Origin of the sequence: Longimycelium tulufanense (genome assembly GCF_014645795.1) — a bacterium.
Taxonomy (GTDB): Bacteria; Actinomycetota; Actinomycetes; order Mycobacteriales; family Pseudonocardiaceae; genus Longimycelium; species Longimycelium tulufanense.
The window spans coordinates 88,283-113,450 of the sequence record NZ_BMMK01000005.1 but is presented as its reverse complement, the minus strand read 5'-3'; the positions used below and the strand labels follow the sequence as shown (position 1 = coordinate 113,450).

6 protein-coding genes are annotated in these 25,168 nt (G+C 71.9%); all 6 read left to right on the top strand.

Going from position 1 to position 25,168, the window contains the following annotated elements:
* Window positions 1–164 precede the first annotated feature (164 nt).
* The 6 genes from IEY55_RS07895 to IEY55_RS07870 all read left to right on the top strand — a co-directional run bounded on the left by IEY55_RS07895 (window position 165) and on the right by IEY55_RS07870 (window position 25,140).
* Window positions 165–1,757 carry an MFS transporter gene (locus IEY55_RS07895; RefSeq protein ID WP_189055512.1) on the top strand — a complete coding sequence of 531 codons (1,593 nt, stop codon included), beginning with the start codon at window positions 165–167 and terminating at the stop codon, window positions 1,755–1,757.
* Window positions 1,758–2,517: 760 nt separating this feature from the next.
* A complete protein-coding gene (locus IEY55_RS07890) occupies window positions 2,518–4,305 on the top strand; it encodes a fatty acyl-AMP ligase (RefSeq protein ID WP_189055511.1) in 1,788 nt (595 codons plus the stop codon).
* Window positions 4,306–4,401: 96 nt separating this feature from the next.
* Window positions 4,402–11,214 (top strand): type I polyketide synthase, encoded by a 6,813-nt coding sequence (locus IEY55_RS07885; RefSeq protein ID WP_189055509.1) that lies wholly within the window; start codon window positions 4,402–4,404, stop codon window positions 11,212–11,214.
* The gene (locus tag IEY55_RS07880; protein ID WP_189055507.1) at window positions 11,211–16,574 is read left to right on the top strand and encodes a type I polyketide synthase; all 5,364 of its coding nucleotides are present in this window, start codon (window positions 11,211–11,213) and stop codon (window positions 16,572–16,574) included. The genes IEY55_RS07885 and IEY55_RS07880 overlap by 4 nt, the downstream gene beginning before the upstream one ends.
* Window positions 16,574–21,067, top strand: a complete 4,494-nt coding sequence (locus tag IEY55_RS07875; protein WP_189055505.1) for a type I polyketide synthase — start codon at window positions 16,574–16,576, stop codon at window positions 21,065–21,067. Before IEY55_RS07880 ends, IEY55_RS07875 begins: the two co-directional genes overlap by 1 nt.
* Window positions 21,067–25,140 (top strand): non-ribosomal peptide synthetase, encoded by a 4,074-nt coding sequence (locus tag IEY55_RS07870; RefSeq protein ID WP_189055503.1) that lies wholly within the window; start codon window positions 21,067–21,069, stop codon window positions 25,138–25,140. Before IEY55_RS07875 ends, IEY55_RS07870 begins: the two co-directional genes overlap by 1 nt.
* Window positions 25,141–25,168 lie beyond the last annotated feature (28 nt).

Below are 25,168 nucleotides of genomic sequence, written 5' to 3'. Positions count from 1 at the left end.
GCGGAACGTCACGGATGTCCTTTTGCTTCATCTGGTCATGACTATTCGTTAACTCGGGCGATGTTTGACCTTCGCCTATGGGCGGACGACACTCGGCCGGGATCCGAGACGGGCCCGGTTCGTAATTGCGGCTCGTACCTGTTTGGTGTGGAAGGGCAGGAATCATGCCTGGACCCCGGACGAGGACCGCCAGCCCCCGGCGCTGGTTCGGCCTCGCCCTGATGTCGTTGAGCCTGCTGGTCATCGGTCTCGACGCGACGATCCTGGCGGTGGCGTTGCCCACGCTCACCACGGATCTGAACGCCTCCACCCGCGAGCTGCAGTGGATCGTCGACGCCTACAGCCTCACCTTCGCCTCGTTCCTGCTCCCCGCGGGACTGCTGGGCGACCGTTACGGCCGGCGGGCCGTCCTGTTGCTCGGCTTCGTCATCTTCGGCGCCGCCTCCGGTTGGGCGGCGTTCTCCTCCGACGCGCAGGGCCTGATCGCGGCGCGGGCGTTGATGGGTGTGGGTGCGGCCATCATCACCCCGCTCACGCTCGCGATGGTGCCGGTGATGTTCCCCCGCGAGGAACGCGGCAAGGCGCACGCCACCTGGTCGGTCGTCTCCGGCATCGGCCTTCCGCTCGGGCCGATCCTGGGCGGTTGGTTCCTCGAGCACTTCTGGTGGGGCTCGGTCTTCCTGATCAACATCCCGATCCTGGCGATCGCCCTGATCGGCACCCCGTTCCTGGTGCCGGAGTCGCGCGCCGCCGAGGCGCCCCGGGTGGACCTGCTCGGCACCCTGCTGTCCACGGCGGGCCTGGTGTTGCTGGTCTACGGGATCATCGAGGGCCCGCACCTGGGCTGGGTCGACGTCGAGACCACCGGCACGATCGTGCTGGGCCTGGTCCTGCTGATGGTGTTCGTGTGGTGGCAGGCCCGCACCGACCACCCGCTGCTCGACCTCGGCCTGTTCCGCAGCCGACGGTTCACCTGGCCCACCATGGCGCTGGCCCTGGTGTTCCTCTCGTTGATGGGCATGCTCTTCGTGCTGACGCCCTACCTGCAGACCGTGCTCGGCGCCAGCCCGTTCGGCACCGGCATCCGGTTGCTCCCGCTCGTGGCCGGGCTGCTGCTCGGCGCCGCTCCCAGCGACTGGCTGGTCAAGCGGTTCGGGGCCAAGCTCGTCATCGCGACGGGGCTCTTCGTGCTGTCGGCCGCGTTGTTGGGCTACACCAGGCTCACCGTCGGGGACAGCTACCAGTTCACCGGGACGCTCCTGGTCGCCGTGGGGCTGGGTATGGGCATGACGCTGCCCTCCTCGATCAACCACCTGATGGAGGCGTTGTCCGCGCACAAGACCGGGGTCGGTACCGCGGTCAACAACGCCTTCCGGCAGGTCGGCGCCGCGCTTGGTGTCGCACTCCTGGGCACGATCATCAACACCACTTACTCGGACAAGATGGATTCCGCGGCGGCGCTGCTCCCGCCGCCGCTGCGGTCGGTGGTGAAGGACTCGATCGGAGCGGCGCACGAGGCCGCCGCCCGCCTCGGCCCGGCCGGTGACCGGCTGGTGGCCGCGGCCAACGACGCCTACGTGCGGGCAGCCGCGAACGCGGCCCTGGTCGCGGCGATCGTGTGTGCGGTCGGGTTCGTCGTGATCCTGCTTTTCCTGCCGTGGAAGCCCGATGCCGTGCACGCACCGGCCGAGGCACAGCAGGAGCAGGCCGGCCAATCGGACGACACCGCGGTCGAAAGCTCATCGTCGCTGCCCTGACACCGAGGCCGCCGTCGGTTTTCGTTGCCAGCCCGCAGGCCCCGCCGAGGCCCTCGTGGTCCTTGGCGGGGCCTGTTGACAGGTGGCGCCCCGGAATTCGCGGGGGTTGCGTTCGGGACGACTCAGGTCGCAGTCAACTGCTCGGCCCCTGTCAGGACCAAGCTTGATCGGGCCGGTCCGTAGGGCGTTGCTGACGCTCTTCGCCCGCGTGGCTGCCACGTCGGGATCGCATTCCTGGCGAGCCCTGAAGGGCCGAGGTTCCTGTGAGAAGTCGGCGGAACTCACGCGGTCGTGGTGGGCATGGCGGACGTGTCACTCGTTGGCGTGAGCTTTGTCGCACCGTCCCCGGGGTCCGGACGTGCTGGACCTATTTACCTGATCTGTTTTGTGTTTTTCTTTCTCGGGGCTCCCGCTTACTGTTTCATTACTCGAGAGTAGCTTATTTATTGCGCAGACTTCTCCGGAATTGGTGAATCGGGTCACCGGGGCGGTCTTGTTGACGGATCTCTGACTTTGCCTCCCCGGTCGGGGCGCATAACATGCGGGTGTCAACGCAAGCCGGTGGGATTGAGGAGACCTGTCCATGGCGGCGAGGAACCAAAAACTCGACGTACCGTCGGGCGGTGGTCTCTTTGGGGCGAATGCCTCCGTTGTGGGTCGGGACGTCCGTTTTTTGTCTCCCCCGGTTGAACTTCAGCGGTCGAATTCCCGCACCGATCCCCGACTTTCGTGAAACGGGCGCGGGAGGAACGAGGTAGCGATGGCACTGGACCAGACGTCCGCCCCGGTCGGGGCGTTGGCCGGGTGGACGCTCACGGACTGGCTGGCACGGTGGTCCGTCGAGCGGGCGGACCGGCCTGCGTTCAGTTACGTCGACTTCGGCTCGGACCCCGAGGGCACCACGGACACCCTCACCTGGAGCGAGCTGAACCGGCGGGTGCGGGCGCTCGCGGTGCGACTGCGGGAGTCCGGTGCCCGCCGCGAGTCCCGGGCCGCGATCCTCGCCCCGCAGGGCACCGGCTACGTGGTCGCCTTCCTGGGCTGCTTTGCGGCCGGCACCATCGGCGTGCCGCTGCTCCCGCCGGACGCCCCCGGCCAGTCCGACCGCCTGCTGGCGGTCTTGGGCGACTGCGATGCGGAATTCGTGCTCACCACCCGCGACATCCTGCCGGCCGTTCAGGCGTTCCTGGACCGACACCCCGCGCCCCGGCCCAAGGAGCTGATCGCGGTCGACGAGCTCGACCTCGACGCCGCCGACCGGTACACGCGCCCCGTCGTGACCGGTGACGACGTGGCGTACCTGCAGTACACCTCCGGCTCGACCCGGGTGCCCTCCGGCGCGCTGATCAGCCACGCCAATATCGTGGCCAATGTCGAGCAGGCGCTGGAGGCGCACAACGCGCACGCCGACGCGGTGGGCGTGAACTGGCTGCCGCTCTTCCACGACATGGGGCTGGTGGCGACCGTCGGTGTGCCCCTGCTGCTAGGCAACGAGTCCGTCTTCATGGCGCCGTTCGCCTTCGTCCAACGCCCCATCCGCTGGCTGCGGCTGCTCTCGCGTCACTCGCCGTGCTACGGCGCCGCCCCCAACTTCGCCTACGACCACTGCGTCCGCGTCTCCACGCAGGACCGGGAAACGCTGGACCTCGGCGGGGTGCACTGGCTGCTCAACGGCGGCGAGCCGGTCAAGCCGGGCACCATGGAGCGGTTCGCCGAGATCTTTGCCCCGCACGGGCTGAACCCGCGCGCGCTGCGACCCTCGTTCGGGCTGGCCGAGGCCACGGTGATGGTATCCACCACGCGGGCCCCGCACGTGGTCGCCTTCGACGCCCGGCTGCTGGGCGCCGGACAGGTGCGCCCGGTCGCCCCGGACTCCCCACGAGCACGCCGGCTGGTCTCGGTGGGGCAGCCCGCCGGGCAACATGTCCGCATCGTCGACCCGGACCGCCTGACCGAGCTGCCGGCCGACCGCGTCGGCGAGATCTGGGCACACGGCCCGAACATCGCCGGCGGCTACTGGGGTGACGAGCAACGCAGCCTCGCCACCTTCCACGCCCGGCTCACCGACCCCTCGCCCGGTACCCCCGAGGGCCGCTGGCTGCGCACCGGTGACCTCGGCTTCGTCCACGACGGGCACCTCTACGTCACCGGCCGGATCAAGGACCTGATCATCGTCGACGGCGAGAACCACTATCCCCAGGACATCGAGACCACCGTGGAAGGAGTCCACCCCGCCGTCCGGCGAGACCGGGTGGCTGCCTTCGGGATCGCCGACGGCGAGGAGGAACGGGTGGTCGTGGTGGCCGAGGTGGTCCGCCGGGAAGTGCCCGGCGAGGCCGACCGCGCAGAGCTGGCCCGCCGGGTCCGGCGGGCCGTCGTCGCCGCCCACAACGTCCGCCTGCACGACCTCGTCCTGGTCCGGCCTGGCGGGATCCCCCGCACCAGCAGCGGAAAGATCCAGCGCTCCGCCTGTCGCGCCCGGTACGAGGCCGGTGAGCTCCCCCTGCTCCCACCCACCGGCGAGGGACGGACCGAGCCCCCCGGCTGAGGACGACGGGCCGGCCCCGACCTGGCTCACCGCACCGCACTCCGTCCCCATCCCAAGGAGCCTCCACTCCTTTCCCCGTCCCCCGAGGAGTCCCCCGTGTCCCACCAGCCGACCGACCCCGAGATCCGCCGCTGGCTGGTCGACCGCGTCGCCGAGTACTGCGACCTGGACCCCGCCGAGGTCGACACCGACCGGCCCTGGGACGAGCTGGGCCTGCTCTCCCGCGACGCCGTCGCGTTGTCCGGCAACCTCGAGGAGTTCCTGGGCCGGTCGCTGAGCCCCACCCTGGCCTGGCAACACCCCACCATCGCGCGGCTCGCACACGCCCTGGCCACCCCCGGCTCCGTGGCTCCCGCCGAACCCCCCGCTCCCACCGTGCCCAGCCCGACCGCGGGCGAATCGTCGGACGCCCCGATCGCCGTCATCGGCCTCGGCTGCCGGCTCCCCGGCGGTGTCGAGGGACCGCGGCAGTTCTGGGAGTTCCTGCTCGACGGCGGGGACGGGATCAGTGCGGTGTCCCCGCAGCGGTGGGAGCAGTTCACCGACGGCAGCGCCGAGTCCGAGGCGATACTGGAGCGCACCACCCGCTGGGGTGGGTTCCTCGACGATGTCGCCGCTTTCGACGCCGAGCACTTCAACATCTCTCCCCGCGAGGCCGAGACCATGGATCCCCAACAGCGGATGCTGCTGGAGGTCGCCGTCGAGGCGTTGCAGCACGCCGGTGTTGCGCCGGAGCGGATCCGGGGCACGAACGGCGGCGTCTTCGTCGGGGTCTGCTCGAACGACTACGGCTATCTCACCACCGCTGGGCTGGCCAAGATCCACGCCTGGACCGGGACGGGCGCGGCGACCTCGGTGACCGCCGGGCGGCTGTCGTACCTGCTGGACCTGCGGGGGCCCAGCCTCGCCGTGGACACCGCGTGCTCCTCCTCGCTGGTGGCGATCCACCTGGCGTGCGCGAGCCTGCGGTCGGGGGAGACCGGGATCGCGCTGGCCGCCGGGGCGAACCTGCTGCTGTCACCGGCGGTCACGGTCAACTTCGACCGGGCCGGCGCGATGGCCGGCGACGGCCACTGCAAGACCTTCGACGCGGACGCCGACGGCTACGTGCGCGCCGAGGGCTGCGGTGTCGTCGTGCTCAAGCGGCTGCCGGACGCGCTGCGCGACGGCGACCGAGTGCTCGCGGTGATCCGCGGCTCGGCGGTCCACTCCGACGGACACTCCAACGGCCTGATGGCGCCCAACCCCGAGGCGCAGGAAGGGTTGCTGCGCAGCGCCTGCGCCCTCGCGGGTGTGGACCCCCTCGACGTCGACTACGTCGAGGCGCACGGCACCGGCACCCTGCTCGGCGACCCGATCGAGGCGAACGCGCTCGGCCGGGTGCTGGCGTCCGGCCGCTCCGCCGAGCAGCCACTGTTGTTGGGGTCGGTGAAGACCAACGTCGGCCACTTGGAGGCCGCGGCCGGTGTCGCGGGAGTGATCAAGACCGTGCTGTCCCTGTGGCACCGGAAGATTCCCGCCAACCTGCACTACCGCGAGCCCAACCCGCGGATCGCGTTCGACGACCTGCCGATGCAGGTCGTCACCGAGACGAGCCCGTGGCCGACGGCGGAGCGACCGGCCCGCGCGGGCGTCTCCTCCTTTGGTTTCAACGGGACCATCGCCCACGTCGTTCTCGAGGAGGCGCCCGCCTCCCCGGGCGAGCAGCAGGATATCCCCGCTGAGCCAGCGATCGGCCACTACCTGCTCTCCACGCACTCCACCGAGCGGCTGCCCGCGGCTGCCGAGTCGCTGGCTGACTGGCTGTCCGGTGCCGGCGCCGAGACCCCACTGGCCGACGTGGGCGCGACCCTGGCGCGGCGCGGCGGCGGCCCGGCACGCGCCGTGGTCGTGGCCCGGTCCCGTTCCGAGCTGGTGGACGGGCTGCGGTCGGTGGCCACCGGCGAGGAAGGCCCCGGGGTGGTCGTGGGCGAGGCGATGGCGGCCAAGCCGGTGTGGGTGTTCTCCGGCCAGGGCTCGCAGTGGGCCGGCATGGGACGGCAGCTGCTGGCCGCCGAGCCCGCCTTCGCCGAAGCCGTGGCCGAACTGGAGCCCTTGTTCCTGGCCGAGGCCGGGTTCTCGCTGCGCGAGGTCGTCGAGTCAGGGCAGGAGGCCACCGGGATCGACCGCGTGCAGCCGGTGTTGTTCGGGCTGCAGGTGGCGCTGGCCCGACTCTGGCAGAGCTACGGCGTGATGCCGGCCGGCGTGATCGGCCACTCCATGGGTGAAGTCGCCGCGGCCGTGGTAGCGGGCGCCCTGTCCGCCGAGGACGGCGTGACGGTGATCGCCCGACGCTCGCGGCTGCTGCGGTCGATCGCCGGTGGTGGCGCGATGGCCGTGCTCGAGCTGCCCGCCGAGGAGGCCACCAGGCTGGCCGCGGACTTCCCCGGCGTGGAGCTGGCCGTCCACTCCTCACCCAACCAGGCTGTCGTCGCTGGGGACACCGAGCAGGTGGAGCGGCTGGTCGTCCTCGTCGGGCAGCAGGAGCGGCTGGCCCGCCTGGTCAAGGTCGACGTGGCCTCGCACTCGCCGCAGGTCGACCCGCTCCTGGCGGACCTGGCCACGCAACTGGCCGAAGTACGCGGCACCGCACCCGAGATCCGCTTCTACTCCACTGTGGAGGAGGACACCGCCGCCGTTCCCTCCTTGGACAACGCGTACTGGGTCAACAACCTCCGCCGCCCGGTGCGGCTGGCGCAGGCGGTCGCGACCGCGGCCGCGGACGGACACGTGGTCTTCACCGAAGTCTCCCCGCACCCGGTACTGATCTACGCGGTGAAGGAAACCCTGGCGGCCGAGGGTATCGAGCGCGCCGTGGTCACCCCGACCCTGCGCCGGGACACCGACGAGACCGCGATCTTCCACGCCCAGCTGGCCACCCTGCACGCCGCCGGCCACCCGCTGGCGGTGAACCGCATCTTCCCCGGCGGACACGTGACCGACCTTCCCACCACGCCGTGGCAGCGGTCGCGTTACTGGGTCCAGCCGACCAGGACCCGCCGGCCCTCCGGCAGCCACCCCCTGCTGGGCAGCGGCAGCCCGATGCCGGGTACCGATGCGCACGTCTGGCGCGCCGATGTCGGCACGGAGCTGCTGCCGTGGCTGGCCGACCACCGTGTGGACGAGATGGTGGTGCTGCCGGCGGCCGCGTACGTCGAGATCGCGTTGGCCGCCGCCACGCAGGCGTACGAGGTCCCGGTGTCCCGGGTCCGGCTCACCGATGTCGAGCTGCACCAGGTCCTGCCCCTGGCCGGGTCCACCCCGATCGTCACCAGGCTCACCGGTACGGGCACCGTGCGGGGGGAACAGACCGCGGTCGTGGAGGTCCACACCCAGGGGCCCAAGGGCGACTGGGTCCGCCACGCCAGCACGCGGCTGGCGATCACCGAGGAGCAGGCGGAACCCGCGCCCCCGGCACCGGTTCCGCACCCGAACGGCAACGCCGAACCCGTCGAGCCCGACGACCTGTACGCGCGGCTGCGTGCGGCGGGCCAGCAGCACGGCGCCGCTTTCCAAACCGTGACCGGTATCAAGCGGCTCCCGGAGGGCACGGTCGTCGGCACTCTCCAGTTGCCCGAGGCAGCCGCCACCGGCGCGTACGGTGTGCACGCGCACCCAGTCCTGCTGGACGGCGCACTCCAGCTGCTCGGCGTCGCCTTTGCTGCGCAGTCGCCTGCCGAGGCAGGGGAAGGCGGCACCGCGGAGGCGGACGAAATCGTGCTGCCCAAGGGATTCGGCGCTGTGCACGTATATGGCGACCTGCGGCGCGCCGTGTCGGCTGCCGCCGTGCTGCGGCCGACCGAGGAGGAGCCGGACCGGTTGACGGGCAGCGTGCGACTCGCCGACGACACCGGCGACGTCCTCCTGGAGATCGCCGATGTCCAGATCGTCCGCCTGACCAGCAACCCGGCCCGGCGGGAGCTCGACTCCTGGCTGTTCGAGCCCACTTTCGAGCCCACGCCGCTGCCGGAGACTCCGACGGCGGAAGGGTCCTGGCTCGTCATCGATGAGGAACGCCCCGCGGGCGAGGAAATCGATCCCGTCCTGGCCACCCTCGGCGCGAGCGGCCACGCCACCGGCGTGCTCGCCGACAACGACGACGCGGTGGCCAGTGCCGTCGCCCAGGCCGTCCGGTGCGGCACACCGCCCACCGCGGTCGTCGTCCTGTGCCCGCCCCGGGCCAGGGATGCCCAGCTCGCCGAGGACCGCGCGCTGACCACCGCCGAGCACCGCGTGTTGCGGATCGCCCGCGTGGCCCAGGCGATCCTGCGGACCGGCGTGCGTGACCTGCCCCGGCTGTACGTGGTGACCCGCGGTGCCCAGGCCGTGCAGCCCGACGAGACCATCACCCTGGCGCAGTCGGCGCTGCGCGGTGTGGTCCGCGTCCTCACCTACGAGCACTCGGAACTACGGCCCACCCTGATCGACCTGGACCCGGATCCGGGGCAGGCGGAGGCGAACGCGGCCGCGCTCGTCGCCGAGCTGACCACCGCTGCCGAGGACGACGAGATCGCGATCCGGGGAGGCACCCGGCTGTCGGCCCGGCTCGTCCCGGCACCGGTGGACCAGCGCGCCGGCCACACCGGCACGCCCCGTCGGGTCGACGTGGCCGAGACCGCGGTCGAGCTGGTCGCGCAGCGGCCCGGGGTGCTGGACACCCTCCGGCTGGCCGTGCGGGACCACGTCGCACCGGAGCCCGGGCAGGTGACAGCGCGGGTGCACGCGGCCGGCCTGAACTTCAGTGACGTGCTCAAGGCGCACGGCATCTACCCCAGCCACCCCGATGCGGGGCCGCCGCGGCTCGGCGGCGAGTTCGCCGGCGTGGTGACCGCGATCGGGGACGGCGTCACCACGGTTGCCGTGGGTGACCGGGTACTGGGCTTTGCCCCGGGCAGCCTCGGCTCCTTCGCGACCACGTCGGTCGAGCTGGTCGCCCGGATCCCGGACGGCCTGGAGACCGCCGCGGCGGCCACCCTCCCCATCGCCTACGGCACCGCCTGGTACGCGTTGCGGCACCTCGCTCGGTTGCAGCCCGGGGAGCGCGTGCTGATCCACGCCGCCACCGGCGGCGTCGGCCTCGCCGCCCTGGCCATCGCCCGGCTCGTCGGCGCAGAGGTCTACGCGACCGCGGGTTCGGAGGCCAAGCGTGCCCATCTCCGGGACGCCGGGGTGGAACACGTCTACGACTCCCGCAGCCTGGACTTCGCCGACGAGATCCTGGTCGACACCGGCGGCGCCGGCATCGACGTCGTGCTGAACACGTTGTCCGGCGAGGCACTGCGGCGCAGCATCGCCCTGGTCGCACCCGGCGGGCGCTTGGTGGAGCTGGGAAAGAAGGACACCTACGGCGACACCCAGATCGGCCTGGGGCTGCTGGCCCAGGGCGTCACCTTCGCCACGGTCGACCTCGACCTGCTGCTCCGGCTGCGCCCCGCAGTCGGCGCCCTGTTGCTGTCCGAGGTCCTGGCCGAGGTGACCGCCGGCCGGCTCACCCCGGTACCGCACCAGGAGTTCCCGCTGACCGACGCCGAGGACGCCTTCCGGCTGATGGCGCGGGCCGGGCACATCGGCAAGATCGTGCTCACCGTGCCCGAACACGGGCGGGTGCCCGCGGTCGCCGAACCTGCCCCGGCGGTCCGGCCGGACGGCGGCTACATCCTGGTCGGCGGCCTCGGCGGTCTCGGCCAGGTCGTGGCCGACTGGCTGGCCGAGCAGGGCGCGGGTCTGGTCGTCCTCAACGGACGGTCCGAACCCGACGCCGCGAACCGCGGGCGAATCGAGGCGCTGCGGGCGAAGGGCATGCGGGTCGAGGTCGTCACCGGCGACATCGCCCGCCCCGGCACCGCACGCCGGCTGGTGGCCGCGGTGGAGGACGCGGGCTATCGGCTGCGCGGTGTCGTCCACGGCGCCGCCGTGCTGGACGACGAGACCGCGCTGCGGATGACACCCCGGGCCGTGCGCCGGGTCTTCGCCCCCAAGGTCGCCGGCGGGTGGTGGCTGCACCAGGCGTGCCTGGACCGCGACCTGGACTTCTTCGTCGTGTTCTCCTCGGCCGCCTCGTTGATCGGCTCGCCCGGACAGACCGCCTACGCCGCGGCCAACGCCTGGCTGGACGGTCTGGTCGCGCATCGCCGCGCGGCGGGCCTGCCCGCGCTGGGCGTCAACTGGGGACCCTGGGGCGAGGTCGGCGCGGCCACCCACATGGCGGGCCGCGGGTTCCAGGTGATCAGCCCGGAGCTGGGCGTGCGGGCGCTGGAGGCGCTGATCGCCTCCGGCAGGACACGGGCCGGCGTGCTCCCGCTGGACGCCCGCCGCTGGTTCCAGATGTTCCCGGCGGTGGCCGGATCCTCCTTCTTCGTCCGGCTGTCCGATGCCGCCTCCTCCGACCAGCAGTCCACCGGCACCGTGCGCGCCGAGCTGGCCGCGGTGCCCCCGGGTCCGGAACGGGTGGCGCGGGTGGAGTCCTACCTGAGCAAGGAGATCCGCCTGGTGTTGCGGCTCGGCTCGGCCGAGATCGACCGCGAGGCCCCGATCGCCTCGCTCGGCTTCGACTCGCTGATGGCCCTGGAGCTGCGCAACCGGCTCGAGGTCGGCCTCGGCGCCAGGCTGCCGGCCACCCTCGCCTGGTCCTACCCGACCATCGCGGCACTGGCCGCCGAACTGGTCACCCGGCTCGGGCTCGGCGCCGAGGAGCCGGCCGAACCCGATGGCGGCGGCGGTGCGCGTGATGAGCCGGAACAGCTGTCCGGCACCGACGCCGACGTCCTCGCCCAGCTGTTGGACACCGCCGAAGAACTGTGGTCCGGTACGCCGCACGACGCCGAGGAACGTCAGCCGGCCCACCGTGCCGCCGGAGGGGGAAGCCGATGACGGACCTCGGTGCGCTGGTCGCCAAGCTCTCGCCGCAGGCACGCGAGGCGCTCGCCCGCCACCTCGCCGAGGCCGGGACCCCGGTGCCGGCCGCGCGTACGGCCGAGCCGATCGCGGTCGTGGGGATCGGCTGCCGGCTCCCGGGCGGGGTGCACGACCCCCGGCAACTGTGGGACCTGCTGGTGTCCGGGCGGGACGCGGTGCGCGAGGTGCCCGCCGACCGCTGGGACGTCGACAGCTACTACGACCCCGACCCGGCCACGCCCGGCCGGACCAACTCCCGGTGGGGCGGGTTCCTCGACGAGGTGTCCGGTTTCGACGCGGAGTACTTCGGGGTCACCCCGCGGGAAGCCGAGTCGATGGATCCGCAGCAGCGGTTGCTGCTGGAGGTGACGGTCGAGTCGCTGGAGAACGCGGGGATCCCGCCGGAGTCGTTGCGCGGCAGCCGGACCGGTGTGTTCGTCGGGCTGTCGTCCATGGACTACCTGATCCTCGGCGTCGAACAGCACGCGTCCGCGAACGCCTACACCGCCACCGGGAACCCGCACAGCATCGCCGTCGGCCGGCTGTCCTACTTCCTGGACGCCCGCGGGCCGAGCGTGGCCGTCGACACCGCGTGCTCCTCTTCCCTGGTCGCGATCCACCTGGCCAGCCAGAGCCTGCGTACCGGCGAGAGCGAGGTCGCGATCGCCGGGGGTGTCCAGCTGATGCTCACCCCGCACCTGACGATCGCCCTGGGCAAGTGGGCCGCGTTGTCCTCGGAAGGCCGCTGCAAGTCCTTCGACGCCAGCGCCGACGGCTTCGTACGCGGTGAGGGATGCGGTGTCGTCATCCTGAAGCGGTTGTCGGACGCGGTCCGCGACGGTGACCGGATCGTCGCCGTGGTGCGTGGTTCCGCGGTCAACTCCGACGGCCGTTCCCAAGGACTCACCGCACCGAGTGCCGCCGCGCAGCGGGACGTGCTCAAGGCTGCGCTGTCGCAGGCGGGCGTCGAGGCGGGCTCGGTAGGGCTCATCGAGACGCACGGAACCGGGACCGTGCTGGGCGACCCGATCGAGTTCGACGCGTTGTCCCAGGTGTACGGAACGGGCGCGGGTCGCTGCGCACTGGGCTCGTTGAAGACGAACCTGGGACACCTGGAGGCCGCGGCCGGCGTGGCCGGGTTCGTCAAGGCGGCCCTGGCACTGCGGGCCGGGAGCGTGCCACCGAACCTGCACTTCCGCCGCTGGAACCCGAACATCGACCCGTCGGACACGCGGTTCTTCGTTCCCACCGAAGCCTGCGAGTGGCCTGTTCCGGACGGTCGGCGGTTGGCCGCCGTCTCGTCGTTCGGCTTGGGCGGGACCAACGCGCACGTGGTGCTGGAACAGGCTCCCGCGACAGCCGCCGAACCCTCCGATACCGCGGAGGAGGACGGTCGACCGACCGTCTTCGTCCTGCGGGCGAGGACCGAGGAGCGTGTCCGTGCCGCTGCCGGTCGGTTCGCCGAATGGCTGCGTGATGCGGGCAGTGCGGCACGGTTGTCGGATATCGCGTTCACCCTCGCCCGTCGGCACGCTCAGGGACGTTTCGCCGGTGCGGTGGTGGCACGGTCGCACTCCGCACTCGCCGACGGCCTTGCGAACATCGCCGCTGGAAGCACGGATGGGGTTCTGCTGACGGAGACGTCCCGCGGTACGGGTGGGCAGCCGGTGTGGTTGTTCTCCGGCCGTGGTGCACCATGGCCGGGAGCGGGTCAGCGGTTGCTGGCCGAGGAGCCGGCGTTTGCCAACGCGGTGCACGAGCTAGACCAGATCTTCGTTGCCTGCGTGGGCTTCTCGCTGCGGGAGGCACTCACCACCGGTGAGAACCTCGCGAACAGCGACCGGACGCGACTGGTGCTGTTTGGTCTGCAGCTGGCCTTGGCGCGGCTGTGGCAGCACTACGGGGTGCGACCGGCAGCGGTGATCGGGCACGGAACCGGAAACGTGGCCGCCGCCGTCGTGGCCGGGGCACTCCGGGTCGAGAACGGCCTCGCGGTGCTGGCGCGCCTTTCCTTGCCGTATAAGGAAGAGCCGGGCGGCATTCCCGCGACCGCTCCGGAGATCCCTTTCCACTCCATGCTGTCCGACGATCCCCGAGCCGTTCCCAGCTTCGACGGCACGAACTGGGCCGACGAGGAACTCGGCTCGGAAGCCCTGGCCCGGTTCGTGGCCGCGGCGGCATCGGAGGGGCACCGGACCTTCGTCGAGGTGTCCGTGCACCCGGTCCTGGCCGACGCGGTACAGGAAATCCTGTCCGACGAGGGGGCCACCGACGCCACGGTGATCGCCACCCTACGCCGGGACAGCGACGACACCCGCGAGTTCCGCACCCGGTTGACGGCTGCGGCGCTGGCCGGCTGCCCGGTGGAGCTGGACCAGCTGGTTCCGAACGGGCAGTTGGTCGACCTGCCGCCAACGCCCTGGCAGCGGAGCACGTTCTGGTTCCAGGGCAACGAGAACGGAACTCCCGTCGATGTGCACCCGATGCTTGGTGTGCACGTGACCCTGCCCGAGCCGGCGGGCAACGGGCCCGCACCGCGCCCCGGACGGCACGCTTGGCAGGCCGACGTCGGAACCGACGCCGTGCCCTGGCTCATGGACCACCGCATCTACGGCCGGGCGGTGCTGGCGCAGTCGGTCTACATGGAGGTCGCGCTCGCCGCCGCCGTCGAGGCCTACGGCGAGCCGCCCGCGCGCATCCGGCTGAATGACCTGGAACTGCACCAGCTCCTCACCCTGGACGAACACACCACGCTCGTCACCACCCTGGTGCCGGGCGAGGAGGGCGATGCCCGGGTCGAGATGTCCTCGCGCCTGCCTGACGGATCCTGGGCGCTGCACGCGACGGTCCGGGTCGAGTGCTCGTACGCCCCCTACCACCCGGGCCAGCCTCCGGTGCCACCACACCGGGCCCAGGGTGAGGGCGAGCCGATCCAGGCGAACCAGTTCTACGCGGACCTGTGGTCGGTCGGACACCACCACGGCCCGGCCTTCGAAGGCGTCACCGAGGTGCTCACGATGGGTGAGGGCAGGGTCGTCGCCTCGGTCGCGCTGCCCACCGAGCTGCCACCGAACCCGCACTTCCACGCCCACCCGGTGCTCGTCGACACCTCCTGCCAGGTCCTCGCGGCACTCAACGCCGCCTGCCACGTCGGGGACTCCGGCCACCGGTACCTGCTCAAGAGTTTCGGATCCATCCGATTCACCGGGACGCCCCGGGGCCGGGGCTACGTCCACGTCGAGATGCGGGAACGGTCCACAGCGGACGGTGGCGGATTCGTGGGCGAGATGTGGCTGACCGACGAGGACGGTGCGGTCCTCGTCGAGATGACCGGTGTCGACGTGCAGCGTTTCGCGGCACCGCACGCGCCGTTGCGGGAGAAGGTTCTCGAGTCGGTCTGGCGGCCGACCCCCTTGCCCGCCCCGGATGAGGCCACCACGGACGCAACCCAGGAGACGCCCGCCACGGTCGCCGGACCGGCAAGCTGGCTGCTGCTCGGCGCGGGGCGGGCCGCAACGGGTTCGCTCGCCGAGGTCACCGACGCGATACAGGAGCGGCTGACCGCCGCCGGGCACCGGGTGGTGCGCGCGGACTACCGCGACGAGCCCGGTATCCGCGGCGCGCTCGCCGAGACCGGCGCCGACCGGGAACGACCTCCGGCGGGAATCGTCCTGGTCGCCGACGACATCCCAGCTACCACCGAGGACCCCTCGCGGGGACTGGCCACCGCCGAGGCACTGGTCCTCGGCCTCGCCAGCGCGGTGCGGGCCGTGGTCAGCGGCTGGCACGGTCGCCCGCCGCGGTTGTGGCTGGTGAGCCGCGGTGCGGCGGCGGTCAGCGCCGGTGCGTCCGTCGACCCCACGGTCGGTGCGCTCCGCGGGCTGATCCGGGTGCTGTCCTACGAGCACCCCGACCTGCACGCCAGCCAGATCGACCTGGATCCCGCCGAGGACACCGGGCACCAGCTCACGGCCCTGCTCACCGAGCTGCACGGCGCGGGCTCCGACGACGAGGTGGCCTGGCGCGGCGGCGTCCGCTACGCGGCACGGCTCGCCAAGGCCGTCCTGGACGACGAGGCACGGGACGGGGCGGACCGGCCCGACCCCGCCAGCACCCCCGTCGTCCGCCCCGGCGCCGGTTACCTCATCACCGGTGGCCTCGGGGGCCTCGGCCTGGTCGTGGCCAGGTGGCTGGTCGAGGGTGGCGCGTCCCGTATCGTCCTCAATGGACGGTCCGAGCCGGGTGCGGACGCCGAGAAGGCGATCGCCGCGATGCTGGCGGCCGGCGCCGACGTCGAGGTGGTCCTGGGCGACATCAGCGACACCGGCGACGGTACGACCACCGGCACCGCGCGGCGGCTGGTCGCCGCGGCCACCGCCGGCAACGTGCCGCTGGCCGGGGTCGTGCACGCCGCGGCCGTGCTCGACGACGCGATGATCCTCGGTCTCGACCGGGCGAGCACGCATCGGGTCTGGTCGCCGAAGGCGTACGGGGCGTGGGCCCTGCACGAGGCCACCGCAGGACACGACCTGGACTTCTTCGTCCTGTTCTCCTCGGCCGCGTCCCTACTCGGCTCGCCGGGGCAGGCCGCCTACGCCACCGCCAACGCGTGGCTGGACAGCTTCGTGACCTGGCGGCGCTCCCGGGGACTTCCGGCCACGGCGGTGAACTGGGGACCGTGGGCCGAGGTCGGGCTGGCCGTCGGAGGGGAAGCGGAGGCGGGCCGGAGCCGGCCCACCGCCGTGCAGATCGGTGCGATGGAACCGATCCTGCCCGCGAACGGCATCGAGGCCCTGGAAGAGCTGCTGGTCCGGGACCGCGTGCTGACCGCGGTGGCGTTGCTGCGGCCCGACCGCATCATCGCCACCTTTCCCCAGATCTTCGACCTGCCGTTCTTCTCCGAGATCGTGGACGGCTACGGCGTCAACGAGATCGGCGACGACTGGCCGGGCCCGCGGGCGCTCCGCGAGGCCGAGCCGGCCGCGGCCCGGCAGCTGCTCTCCGACCGGCTGCGTGGCCGGGTCGCGGCCGCCATGGGACTGAGCGTGGACCGGCTCGACTTGGCCACGCCGCTCACCGAGTTCGGTCTCGACTCGCTCACGGCCGTCAACATCCGCAACTCCGTGTCCCGTGACTTCGGTACCGACCTGCCGGTCGCCCTCGTGCTCCAGGGCGCCACCCTTCCCGACCTCGAACGCGAGCTGTGCGAGCAGCTCGGCGTCGCCGAGAAGGGGCCGGACCGGGCCGACGCGGAGACGCCGGAGACCGTCGCGGTGAGCCGGGCCCGGCAACGCGCCGCCGCCCGTGCCCGGCGCAGTGCTGGGAGGAACCAGTGATGACCAACGACACCAACGCCGCGGTCCCCGACGGCATCGCCGTGATCGGCCTGGCCGGCCGGTTCCCGGGCGCCCGCGACGTGACCCAGTTCTGGGACAACCTCGTGGCCGGCCGGGAGTCGCTGGTCACCCTCACCGACGACGAGCTGCTCGCCGAGGGCGTGCTGGCCGACGTGCTGGCCGACCCGACCTACGTGAAGCGGGCCGCACCGGTCGACGGGCTCGCCGAGTTCGACCACGAGTTCTTCGGTTTCAGCCCGCAGGCCGCCCGGATCACCGACCCGCAGCAGCGGCTGTTCCTGCAGACCGTCTGGCACGCGCTGGAGGACGCCGGCCACGACCCCGGGCGCGCCGCCGAGGCGGTCGGGGTGTTCGCCACCAGCTCGACCGGCGGCTACCTGATCCACAACCTGCTCGGCCACCAGGACATGGCGCTGGCGTCGTGCGGGGTGAGCATGGCGATGCTCGACCTGTCGTTCGGCAACGACAAGGACTACATCGCCACCCGCGTCTCGCACGCGCTCGACCTGCGCGGCCCCAGCATCGCCGTGCAGACCGCCTGCTCCGGCTCGCTGCTGGCGGTGCACCTGGCGGTGCAGAGCCTGTTGTCGGGAGAGTGCGACATCGCGGTGGCCGGCGGGGTGGCGCTCCGCGTCCCGCACCGCGTCGGTTACTTCGCCGAGCCCGGGTCGATCGTGTCCCCGGACGGGCACTGCCGGGCCTTCGACATCCGCGCCAACGGCACCGTGTTCGGCAACGGCGTCGGCGCGGTGGTGCTCAAGCCGTTGGCGGCCGCCCTGGAGGACGGCGACCCGGTGCGGGCGGTCATCCTCGGCTCGGCCGCGAACAACGACGGCTCCCGCAAGATGGGCTTCACCGCGCCCAGCGTGACGATGCAGGCCGCGGTGGTCGCCGAGGCCATGGCCGTCGCGGGCGTGGAGCCGGACACCGTCGGCTACGTGGAGGCCCACGGCACCGGTACCCCGCTCGGTGACCCGGTCGAGGTCGCCGCCCTGCACCAGGCGTTCGGGCCGGGTCGCAACCGTGCGGACCGGTGCCGGCTGGGCTCGGTCAAGACCAACATCGGCCACCTGGAGGCCGCCTCCGGCATCGCCGGCCTGATCAAGGCCGTCCTCGCCGTGCAGCACCGCATGCTGCCGCCCACCCTGCACTTCACGGCTGCCAACCCGGAGTTGAAACTCGACCGCACCGCCTTCACCGTGCAGGACGAGCTGAGCAAGTGGGAGTCCGACGACGTGCGCCGCGCCGGGGTCAGTTCCCTCGGCGTCGGCGGCACCAACGTGCACGTGGTGCTGGAGGAACCACCCGCCCTCGAACCGCGCCCGGCCACGGACGGCCCGCGGGTGCTGCTGCTGTCCGCCCGCACCACCGGAGCATTGCAGCGGATGCGGCAGGACCTGGCGGACCGGCTCACCGCCGCCCCCGGCACCGACCTCGCCGACGCGGCCTTCACCCTGGCCGAGGGTCGCGCCCGCCACGCGGTCCGGCTCGCGGTTGTCGCGCGGGACACCACCGACGCCGCCGAATCCCTGGTCAACCCGGCGAATTCGGTCGGCAGCGTGGTGGAGGGCGCCGCCGAGCAGGTGGCGTTTTTGTTCCCCGGCCAGGGCGCCCAACACCTCGACATGGCGGCCGGGCTCTACCGCGACCACGAGGTGTTCCGCGCCCGGCTGGACGAGCTCTCCGATCGGTTCGCCGAGCACATCGACCAGGACCTGCGGAAGGTGCTCTTCGACGGCGACGAGGACACACTACGCCGCACCGACATCGCACAGCCCGCGCTCTTCGCGGTCTGCTACGCCCTGGCCGATCTCCTGGCGCACCACGGAATCCATCCCACGGCCGTCGCCGGCCACAGCATTGGGGAGTACGTGGCCGCGACCCTGGCGGGCATCTTCACCCTCGACGACGCCATCCCGGTGGTGGCCACCCGTGGCCGGCTCATGCAGCGCTCACAACCCGGCGGGATGCTGTCGGTGAGCCTGCCCGAGAACGAGGTCGTTCCGCTGATCTCGGACGGCCCGCTCTCGGTGGCCGCGGTCAACGAGCCCATGAGCACCGTGGTCGCCGGTGACCTCACGGCACTGCAACGCCTCGAAACCGAGCTGACCGCGCATGGCGTCGGCACCCGTCGCGTGCGCACCGCGCACGGCTTCCACTCCGTCCTCATGGAACCGGCGGTGCCGGAGTTCGAGCAGGTGCTGGCCGGGGTGGGGCCCAAGGCGCCGACGCTTCCGCTGACCTCGAACGTCACCGGTGCCTGGATGACTTCCGCAGAGGCGGGCGACCCGACCCGCTGGGCGGGCCAGATCCGGGCCACCGTCCGGTTCTCCGACAACGTGGCGGCCCTATTGTCCGCGCCGAACCGGGTGTTGGTCGAGGTGGGGCCGGGCCGCACGCTGACCTCGGCCGCCCGGCGCCACCCCCGGTGGCGGGACACCCACCGGGTCGCCCGGCTCATGCGGCACCAAGCCGAAACCCGCGAGGACACCGACGTGTTCCTGCAGGGGCTGGGCCAGCTCTGGGCGGCCGGCGTGGACGTGGACTGGAAGCGGACCCGCGCCCAGCGTCCGCGACGTCGGGTGAGCCTGCCCGGCTACTCCTTCGAACCCAACCGGCACTGGGTCGACCCGGCTCCGCGTTTCCCCTTGCCCGCCGGTGCCGGCGGGGGAGTGGCCAGGTTGGTCAACAGCACGGTTGGCACCGATGTCGCGACAGCGGACGAGGCCGAGGACAGCTTCGCCAACGACACCGAGCGGGCGCTCGGCGCGATCGTGCGCGACCTGCTCGGGATCGCGGTCGGCCCGCACGACAACTTCTTCGACCTGGGTGGTGACTCGGTGGTCGCGGTGCACTTCGCCACCCGCGCCGCCCGGCTCGGGCTCCGGTTCAACCCGCGCGTGCTGTTCGAGTACCAGACCATCGCCGACCTGGCGGCAATGGTCGGGCCGCTTCCCGAACAGCCCGAGCAGCAGGAACTGTCCGTGGCGGTCTCGGTCGCCGACGACGCCGTCGCCCCCGCGTTGACCCCGAGCCAGTGGCGGTTCCTGCGCAGCGGGCTGCGCCCGGCGACGGCCTGGCGGGTACCGGTCCTGCTCCGGCTCGCTCCCGGCATCGACCCCGAGCAGGTGCGCCAGGCACTCACCGCCGTGGTCGCCCAGCACGAGGCGCTGCGACTTCGGGTCGTGACCCAGGGCGGATTGCCCGAGGTGACCGTGGATCCCGTTCCCGACACCGTGGAACTCCCGGTCCGAGAACACGATCCGCGTAGCGCGGAAGAGATCCTGCAAGAACTCGTGCGGGAATGGGGCACCGAGGACGCGACCGGCGCCGAGGACGATGTGCCGACGGGACCAGCATTCCGCGCCGTCTACTTCGCTTCCGCGGATGGGGGCCCGGCACTGCTGGCGCTGGGCACGCACCAACTCGCGATCGACGAGGCCGGGCAGGAAATCCTGTTCGGTGACCTCATCACCGCGTTGGAGCAGGTCCGCGGTGGCGCACCCGTCCAGCTGCCGCCAACCACCACCCCGTGGAGGGTGTGGACGGCACAACTGTCGGCGCTGGCAACCCATCCCGCGATCCAGGCGGAACGCGCCACCTGGCTCGCGCCGGAGCTGGCGGAGGACGGGCTGTGCTTCCCGTTCACCCCGGCGGAGACGCCCGCGAGTCCGCAGGACTACGCGCGCATCAGCTCCGCACTGTCCACCGAGGACACCGAAACCCTGTTGGGGCAGGAAGGTGAGCAGTGCACCCGAATGGAGCGGACCCTGCTGGCGGCCCTCGGCCGCACGCTGGCCGACCGTGCCGGACGTCGCCGCACACTCGTCGGGCTGACCGGACAGGGCCGCCTCGTTCCCATGGCGGGCGTGAACCTCACCCACACCGTCGGCTCGTGCACCACCCTCTACCCACTCGTGGCAGCGGGCGGCAGTTCGGCAGACGCTCTGGAACACGCGCGGGAACAGTTGCGCGCGGTGCCCCGGCAGGGACTGGGATACGGCCTGCTCCGCGAGCTGTACGCACCCACCTCGGCGGTGCTTGCCGGTCGGCCCGAACCGGAGTTCGTGCTGTCCTACCTGGGTGAGATCCCGGCCGTCCCCGAGGGCCTGGCCGCCGCACCGTGTGACGTGACGCATCCGGTCCGCCTCACACCTCCCGGCTTGGGCCACGCCATCGAGCTGCGTTGCTACGTCCACAATGGAGCATTGCACCTCGACTGGTGGTACGACACCCGGCGCGTCCCGAGCGAGCTGGTGGAGGGGCTGGTCGCCACGATGCCGGTGATCCTGTCCGAGCTGGCCGTTGCCGACCGCCGTGAATCCGACCGCCCCACGTCGAACGGGGCCGACCCCGCCCGCAACGACAGGCCGCTGGTCGAGCTCTCCGACGACCAGTTCGCCGACCTGCTGGCCGAACTGGGTCCCGCCGAGCCGGGCCCCACCCCGCCCGACGTGAGGAGGTCCCACTGATGCCCGTGGCCATCGAGGACGTCTACCCGCTGTCCCCCATGCAGGAGGGGATGCTCTTCCACACCCTGGCCGAACCCGGTTCCGGTGTCTACGTGGAGCAGATGAGCGTGGCCCTGCGCGGTGCGCTGGACCCGGTCGCGCTCCGCGCCGCGTGGCAGGGCGTCGTCGACCGGCACCCGGCGCTGCGGACCGCCTTCGCCTGGCAGCGCTCGGACCAGCCGCTGCAGGTCGTGCAGGAGCGCGTCGAGATCCCCTTCGTCGAGCTGGACTGGAGCGACCTCGCCCCGCAGCAGCAGGCCGAAGGCGTGCACGACCTGCTCGCCGCCGAGCGGGCCAGCGGCTTCGACCTGCACCTGGCGCCCGCCATGCGGCTGCACCTGATCCGGCTGGCCGCCGACACCCACCGGCTGGTGTGGACCTACCACCACATCATCGTCGACGGCTGGTCGCTGCCGCTGATCCTGGCCGAGGTCGCACGCCGCTACGCCGCACACCACGACGGGACCCCGCTGGACCTCGGCCCGGCGCACCCCTACCGGGACTACATCGCCTGGCTACGCATGGTCGACCCGACCGACGACGAGGCGTTCTGGCGGGGGGAACTGGCCGGCTACGAACCCGCCACGCTGGACATCCTGCGCCGGTCCGAGCCGCACGGGCATGGTGCCCAGGAAACGGAGGAGGCGGAGGACGCCTGCGAGCTCGTCCTGGACGCCACCGAGACCGCGTCGCTGCGTGCGGCGCTGCGGACGCGCCGGATCACGCTGGGCACCGCCGCGCAGGCGGCCTGGGCGGTCCTGCTCTCGCGCTACACCGGTCGTCGGGACGTCGCCCTCGGCTCGGTGACCGCGGCCCGCCCGTTCGAGCTGAACGCGGTCGACGAGATCGTGGGCCTGTTCATGAACGCCCTCCCACTGCGCCTGGTTGTCGATCCGGCCATGACCGGCGGCGACTGGTTCGACCACGTCCAGGACGTCATCTCCGGCGTCCAGGGGCACGAGCACGTCTCCCCGCTGGCCGTGCAACGCTGGAGCGGCCTTCCGCACGGGAGCCAGTTGTTCGAGACCACCGTCGCCGTGGAGAACCTGGCCCCCGACAGCGCCATGTGGTCGCGCTTCGCCGACCTGTCCCTGTCGGACATGAAGGTGCACGGCCGGACGAGCTTTCCGGTCAGCGTGAAGGTGATCCCGGCCGAGATGCTGCGCCTGCGGCTGGACTACGACCCCGCGCGCCTGGCGGTGCCGGCGGCGCACCGCATGCTCGGACACCTGCGCCAGCTGCTGGTCGGACTGACCTTCAACCCGGCGCGCCCGATCGGCCAGGTGCCGATGCTGACCTCGGCCGAGCGAAAGCAGATCGCAACGTGGAACTCCCGCCGGACCCTGACGCCCACCGCCCGCACGTGCTACCGCGCCATCGAGGAGGTGGCGGCGCGGCAGCCCGACGCGGTCGCCCTGGTGAACCACGAGCGGACCCGCACCTATGCCGAGATGGACGCCGAGGCCAACCGGCTGGCCAACCTGCTGCGCCAACACGGCGTGGACAGGGACCAGATCGTCGGCCTGGCACTGGAACGCTCCATCGAGCTGATCGTCGGCATGCTCGCCAGCCACAAGGCCGGCGGCGCGTTCTGCGTGCTCGACCCCCGGTACCCGGCGGCGCGGCTCGCACTCGTCGTCGAGGACGCCGCCCCGACCGTCATCGTCACCACGAAGGCCCATGCCCCGGCACTGTCCGCCTCGCCCGACAACGACATTCCGGTCATCGTGCTTGACGATCCGGCGTCGGGGCTCGCCGGTCAGCCGTCCTCGCCGCCGGGCGTGGAGGCGGGACCGGACTGGCTCGCCTACCTCGTCTACACCTCGGGCTCCACCGGACGTCCCAAGGGCGTGCAGGTCGAACATGCCGGGCTGCGCAATGTCGTTGCCGGCAACGAGAAGTTGTGGGGCTACACACCCGAGGACCGCGTACTCCAGTTCTTCGCCAACACCTTCGACGCGTGCCTGTTGGAGATCTTCTGCACCTTGGTGTGCGGAGCGCAGCTCGTCCTCATTGACCGTGACCGGCTGCTCCCGGGACAACACCTGGTGGACGCTATCGAGGAACACGGGATCACCGCGGCGAAGTTCACGCCCTCCGCGTTGGCCGCACTCCCCGCCGACGCGACGCTGCCGGGACTGCACACCATCACGGTGGGTGGTGAGAAGTGCACTGCGGACCTGGTACGCCGCTTCGCCCCGGGGCGCAGGTTCGTCAACCAGTACGGCCCCACCGAGGCCAGCATCGTCACCACGGCGCGCCTGTGCGAGCCCGACGACACCGACCCGACCATCGGACACCCCCTGCCCAACTGCACCGTCCATGTCCTCGACCCCGACGGGCAGGAACTGCCCGTGGGTGTCGTCGGCGAACTGTGCCTGGGCGGGATCGGCGTGGCGCGGGGCTACGCCAACCGTCCCGAGCTGACCGCCGAGAGGTTCGTCCCGGACCCGGCCAACCCCGGCCAGCGGCTCTACCGCACCGGCGACCTCGTCCGCCGCACCGAGGACGGGGACTGCGAGATCCTCGGGCGCATCGACCACCAGATCAAGGTGCGGGGCTTCCGGATCGAGCCGGGCGAGATCGAGGCGGTGTTGCGGGAGCACCCGGCGGTGTTCCAGGCGCTGGTGACCGGGCACGGCGAGAGCAGCGAGCGACAGCTGGTGGCCTATCTCGTGCTGCACGACGACGCTCTCGCCGAAGCGGGGGACGAGCGGGTCGTCGACGAGCTGCGCGCAACGCTGGCCGCAACGCTGCCCGAACACATGGTGCCCAACACGTTCGTGGTCCTGCCGAGTTTCCCGCTCAACCCGCACGGCAAGATCGACCGCAAGGCCCTGCCGGCCCCCGGTGCGGCCCGCACCGAGCACGCACCGGCACTGGTCCGGCCGCGGGACTCCGTCGAGCTGCTCGTCGCCCGGATCTGGGCCGAGGTGCTCGGGCTGGCCACGGTCGGCGTGACCGAGAACTTCTTCCACATCGGCGGCCACTCGCTGCTGGCGATGCGGGTCACCTCCCGGTTGTCCCGCGAGTTCGGCCGGGACTTGGACCTGCGGGCGTTGTTCGAGCGGCCGACCGTCGAGCAGATGGCCGACCTGCTGCGCTCCGGCGGCGGTGACCGGCCCCGGACCCCGGTCGTTGCCCTGCGCGGCACGGGAAGCCAGGCACCGCTGTTCTGCGTCCACCCGGCCGTCGGCAACGTCATCGCCTACCAGCCGCTGGTCGGTGCACTCGGCGAGGACATCCCGTTCTACGGCCTGGAGGAGATCGCACCGGAACCGGGCGAGCAACTCACCGTCGAGAAGGTCGCGGCGCGGTACCTGGAGCTGGTGCGGGAAATTCAGCCGACCGGGCCGTACCACGTCGGCGGCTGGTCGTTCGGCGGGGTGGTGGCCTACGAGATGGCCCGCCAGCTCACCGCCGCCGGAGAGAGCGTGGCGATCGTGGCGTTGTTCGACACCGCCCTGCCGCTGCGCGAGATGCCCAGGATCACCGACCAGGAGCGCACGGCGCACTGGCTCATGCGGGTGGTGCACTACCTCTCGGCCACCTTCGGCCATCCGATCCAGCTCGCGGTGGACCAGGTGGCGGGACTGCCCGAGGCCGAGCAACTCGACGCGCTGGCGGAGGCATGCACCAAGGCCGGCCTCATCGCCTCCGACACAAACCGCACGATGCTGCGGGCCCTCTACTCCAACTACACCCGCAGCAGCGCGCTGGCCCGTCACTACACGCCGCAGCCCTACGACGGCCCGGTGGTGCTGTACCAGGGCGAGGAACCGATGCCGGACGAGGCCTCCGACCCCGAGCACAATCGCACCCACCCGACCTTCGGCTGGAGCGAGGTGTGCCCCAACCTGGAGGTGGTTCCCGTACCCGGAAACCACATGACGCTGATGAACCAGCCGAACGTGGAGATCGTCGTGCGCCACCTACGCCCCCGGTTGGTGGCGGGCCGGGCGGACAGCGATTGGTCCGACGCGGTGTCCCCGCGCACGCCGAACACACCGCACCACCTGTCCACATCCCGCTGAGCAGTAGCGGAAATCCATACGGCGACGG